General features: G+C 53.5%; 2 tRNA genes and 3 rRNA genes. All 5 read right to left on the reverse strand.

The window, feature by feature from the left end:
- Positions 1-105 (reverse strand): 5S ribosomal RNA (gene rrf / locus FHT37_RS25055); the annotation flags it as partial.
- Between the two features lie 155 nt (positions 106-260).
- A 23S ribosomal RNA gene (locus FHT37_RS25060) occupies positions 261-3,141 on the reverse strand.
- A 306-nt stretch (positions 3,142-3,447) separates the two neighbouring features.
- A tRNA-Ala gene (locus FHT37_RS25065) sits at positions 3,448-3,523 on the reverse strand.
- A gap of 19 nt (positions 3,524-3,542) precedes the next feature.
- Positions 3,543-3,619 (reverse strand) — tRNA-Ile (locus tag FHT37_RS25070).
- Between the two features lie 182 nt (positions 3,620-3,801).
- Positions 3,802-5,330 (reverse strand): 16S ribosomal RNA (locus FHT37_RS25075).
- Positions 5,331-5,485 lie beyond the last annotated feature (155 nt).

A 5,485-nucleotide genomic window follows, 5' to 3' on the forward strand; every position in this document is an offset into this window, starting at 1 on the left:
ATGACCTACTTTCACACGGGAATCCGCACTATCATCGGCGCTGAGTCGTTTCACGGTCCTGTTCGGGATGGGAAGGGGTGGGACCGACTCGCTATGGTCATCAGGCTTGACTGGTTGGCTGCTGCTCGTCGGGAAGACGCGGCAACAAGCCCAATTCGGTAGAGTCGAGATCAGCTTTTGATTTGATTGCGTCTTCAGGCTTGAAGAACGGTTATTCGCATGACACCTGTCTTTGAAGTCGATGGGACTGTCAAAGTTATAGGGTCAAGCCGCACGGGCAATTAGTACTGGTTAGCTTAACGCATTACTGCGCTTCCACACCCAGCCTATCAACGTCCTGGTCTTGAACGACCCTTCAGGGGGCTCTAGGCCCCGGCAAGACTCATCTTGAGACGAGTTTCCCGCTTAGATGCTTTCAGCGGTTATCTCTTCCGCACTTAGCTACTCGGCGATGCCACTGGCGTGACAACCGATACACCAGAGGTGCGTCCACTCCGGTCCTCTCGTACTAGGAGCAGGCTCTCTCAATCTTGCAGCGCCCACGGAAGATAGGGACCAAACTGTCTCACGACGTTTTAAACCCAGCTCACGTACCTCTTTAAATGGCGAACAGCCATACCCTTGGGACCGGCTACAGCCCCAGGATGAGATGAGCCGACATCGAGGTGCCAAACACCGCCGTCGATATGAACTCTTGGGCGGTATCAGCCTGTTATCCCCAGAGTACCTTTTATCCGTTGAGCGATGGCCCTTCCATACAGAACCACCGGATCACTTTGTCCTACTTTCGTACCTGCTCGACTTGTCAGTCTCGCAGTCAAGCACGCTTATGCCAATGCACTATCAACACGATTTCCGACCGTATTTAGCGTACCTTCGAACTCCTCCGTTACACTTTGGGAGGAGACCGCCCCAGTCAAACTGCCCACCATACACTGTCCCCAACCCGGATAACGGGCCAAGGTTAGAACCTCAAACACACCAGGGTGGTATTTCAACGTTGGCTCCACCTGATCTAGCGACCAGGTTTCAAAGCCTCCCACCTATCCTACACAGATCTGTTCAAAGTCCAATGTAAAGCTACAGTAAAGGTTCATGGGGTCTTTCCGTCTTTCCGCGGGGAGATTGCATCATCACAAACATTTCAACTTCGCTGAGTCTCTGGAGGAGACAGTGTGGCCATCGTTACGCCATTCGTGCAGGTCGGAACTTACCCGACAAGGAATTTCGCTACCTTAGGACCGTTATAGTTACGGCCGCCGTTTACTGGGACTTCAGTCAAGAGCTTGCACCCCATCATTTAATCTTCCAGCACCGGGCAGGCGTCACACCCTATACGTCGACTTTCGTCTTTGCAGAGTGCTGTGTTTTTAATAAACAGTCGCAGCCACCGATTCTCTGCGGCCTCATTGGGCTTGGCCCGCGGGGGCTTCACCTACTAAAGGCACACCTTCTTCCGAAGTTACGGTGTCAATTTGCCGAGTTCCTTCTCCAGAGTTCTCTCAAGCGCCTGAGAATACTCATCACGCGCACCAGTGTCGGTTTGCGGTACGGTCGTCAATAGCTGAAGCTTAGTGGCTTTTCCTGGAAGCAGGGTATCACTCACTTCGTCTGCAAGCAGACTCGTTATCACCCCTCATCTAAGCCCGGCGGATTTGCCTACCAGGCACGACTACAGGCTTGAACCGGGACATCCAACACCCGGCTGAGCTAACCTTCTCCGTCCCCACATCGCACTATTGATCGGTACAGGAATATTGACCTGTTTCCCATCAGCTACGCATCTCTGCCTCGCCTTAGGGGCCGACTCACCCTACGCCGATGAACGTTGCGTAGGAAACCTTGCGCTTACGGCGAGGGGGCTTTTCACCCCCTTTAACGCTACTCATGTCAGCATTCGCACTTCTGATACCTCCAGCAGGCCTCACGACCCACCTTCACAGGCGTACAGAACGCTCTCCTACCACGCACAGTAAACTGTGCATCCGCAGCTTCGGTAACTGGCTTAGCCCCGTTACATCTTCCGCGCAGGACGACTCGATCAGTGAGCTATTACGCTTTCTTTAAATGATGGCTGCTTCTAAGCCAACATCCTGACTGTTTTAGCCTTCCCACTTCGTTTCCCACTTAGCCAATTTTAGGGACCTTAGCTGGCGGTCTGGGTTGTTTCCCTCTTGAGTCCGGACGTTAGCACCCGGTGCTCTGTCTCCCAAGCTGTACTCTTCGGTATTCGGAGTTTGCATAGGTTTGGTAAGTCGCCATGACCCCCTAGCCTAAACAGTGCTCTACCCCCGAAGGTAATACTTGAGGCACTACCTAAATAGTTTTCGGAGAGAACCAGCTATCTCCAGGTTTGTTTAGCCTTTCACCCCTATCCACAGCTCATCCGCTAGTTTTGCAACACTAGTCGGTTCGGACCTCCAGCACCTGTTACGGTACCTTCATCCTGGCCATGGATAGATCACCTGGTTTCGGGTCTACACCCAGCGACTAATTCGCCCTATTCGGACTCGATTTCTCTACGGCTACCCTATTCGGTTAACCTCGCCACTGAATGTAAGTCGCTGACCCATTATACAAAAGGTACGCAGTCACCCTTGCGGGCTCCTACTTTTTGTATGCATGCGGTTTCAGGATCTATTTCACTCCCCTCCCGGGGTTCTTTTCGCCTTTCCCTCACGGTACTTGTTCGCTATCGGTCGATTACGAGTATTTAGCCTTGGAGGATGGTCCCCCCATATTCAGACAGGATTTCACGTGTCCCGCCCTACTCTATTCGTGCCTAGTTCCACAATCGACATTTCTCATACGGGGCTATCACCCGCTATGGCCGGACTTTCCATTCCGTTCTGATATGCCAACTGCTAAAACACGAGGGCTACTCCGATTTCGCTCGCCACTACTTTCGGAATCTCGGTTGATGTCTTTTCCTCGAGCTACTGAGATGTTTCAGTTCGCCCGGTTCGCCTCGCACACCTATGTATTCAGTGTGCGATACCTCTAAACGAGGTGGGTTTCCCCATTCGGAAATCTCCGGATCAAAGCTTATTTGCCAGCTCCCCGAAGCTTATCGCAGGCTATCACGTCCTTCGTCGCCTGTAATCGCCAAGGCATCCACCACATGCACTTAGTCACTTGACCCTATAACTTTGACATCCGCAGATGTCGTCAAGGACAGATGCTCGACAACTCGAGCATTCATTGAGTATCACGCGTTTTCGCCGTTCTTCAATTTCTTCTCTGAATTTCAGAGTTGAAGTCTGGTGACGCAATCAAATGTCGCTGGCGGCACGGTGCCGAGCGCCCCTTTACGAGCGCCAGCTTTCCGCCAGCAACGCTGATTCGACTCTACGAATTGTTAAAGAACAACAGCCGACTTTCAAAGTCGAGACTGGCAAACCACAGCGTCCAGTCCTGACGCTGTGGTTTGCCACCCTGTGAAGTGATTGGTGGAGGATGACGGGATCGAACCGACGACCCCCTGCTTGCAAAGCAGGTGCTCTCCCAGCTGAGCTAATCCCCCAAGATCTTGTCGATCCTCGTGGTGGGTCTGGCTGGATTCGAACCAGCGACCCCCGCCTTATCAAGACGGTGCTCTAACCGACTGAGCTACAGACCCACGCATCTCTTGCGTGCCCCTGCATCGCGCCAACCGGCAAGGCCAGCTCGCCAGGCTCACGCGTTTTTCTCACTCACTGTTGTGTGTCTACAGCCGATAAGTGTGGGCGCGCTGAACTCGCTATTTATGGACTCGACTCTCCCAAGCAACCGAAGCCACCTGGCGGTCTCGTCATTCTCTAGAAAGGAGGTGATCCAGCCGCACCTTCCGATACGGCTACCTTGTTACGACTTCACCCCAGTCACGAACCCTGCCGTGGTAATCGCCCTCCTTGCGGTTAGGCTAACTACTTCTGGCAGAACCCGCTCCCATGGTGTGACGGGCGGTGTGTACAAGACCCGGGAACGTATTCACCGCGGCAAGCTGATCCGCGATTACTAGCGATTCCGACTTCACGCAGTCGAGTTGCAGACTGCGATCCGGACTACGACCGGGTTTCTGGGATTAGCTCCCCCTCGCGGGTTGGCAGCCCTCTGTCCCGGCCATTGTATGACGTGTGTAGCCCTACCCATAAGGGCCATGATGACCTGACGTCATCCCCACCTTCCTCCGGTTTGTCACCGGCAGTCTCATTAGAGTGCCCTTTCGTAGCAACTAATGACAAGGGTTGCGCTCGTTGCGGGACTTAACCCAACATCTCACGACACGAGCTGACGACGGCCATGCAGCACCTGTGTCCAGGTTCTCTTTCGAGCACTCTCACATCTCTGCAAGATTCCTGGCATGTCAAGGGTAGGTAAGGTTTTTCGCGTTGCATCGAATTAAACCACATCATCCACCGCTTGTGCGGGTCCCCGTCAATTCCTTTGAGTTTCAACCTTGCGGCCGTACTCCCCAGGCGGTCAACTTCACGCGTTAGCTACGTTACTGAGAAGAAACCCTCCCAACAACCAGTTGACATCGTTTAGGGCGTGGACTACCAGGGTATCTAATCCTGTTTGCTCCCCACGCTTTCGTGCATGAGCGTCAGTACAGGCCCAGGGGATTGCCTTCGCCATCGGTGTTCCTCCGCATATCTACGCATTTCACTGCTACACGCGGAATTCCATCCCCCTCTGCCGTACTCTAGCCATGCAGTCACAAATGCAGTTCCCAGGTTGAGCCCGGGGATTTCACATCTGTCTTGCATAACCGCCTGCGCACGCTTTACGCCCAGTAATTCCGATTAACGCTTGCACCCTACGTATTACCGCGGCTGCTGGCACGTAGTTAGCCGGTGCTTATTCTTCAGGTACCGTCATGAACCCCCGGTATTAACAGGAGTCTTTTCTTCCCTGACAAAAGCGGTTTACAACCCGAAGGCCTTCTTCCCGCACGCGGCATGGCTGGATCAGGGTTGCCCCCATTGTCCAAAATTCCCCACTGCTGCCTCCCGTAGGAGTCTGGGCCGTGTCTCAGTCCCAGTGTGGCTGGTCGTCCTCTCAGACCAGCTACAGATCGTTGGCTTGGTGAGCCTTTACCCCACCAACTACCTAATCTGATATCGGCCGCTCCAACTGCGCGAGGTCTTGCGATCCCCCGCTTTCACCCTCAGGTCGTATGCGGTATTAGCTGCTCTTTCGAGCAGTTATCCCCCACAACTGGGCACGTTCCGATACATTACTCACCCGTTCGCCACTCGTCGCCAGGTTGCCCCGCGTTACCGTTCGACTTGCATGTGTAAGGCATGCCGCCAGCGTTCAATCTGAGCCAGGATCAAACTCTACAGTTCGATCTTGAATACTCAACGGAATCGAACAAAGACTACTTTCATAGCTTCATTCATTTCCGTGAGCGTCTAAAGATTTAACCTTCTCAGGTCGCTCGTTCAGACGCCCACGCTTATCGGCTGTAAATTCTTAAAGAACATCGAAGCCGCTTTCGCCA

Origin of the sequence: Mitsuaria sp. BK037, from assembly GCF_014193045.1 — a bacterium.
Taxonomy (GTDB): Bacteria; Pseudomonadota; Gammaproteobacteria; order Burkholderiales; family Burkholderiaceae_C; genus Roseateles.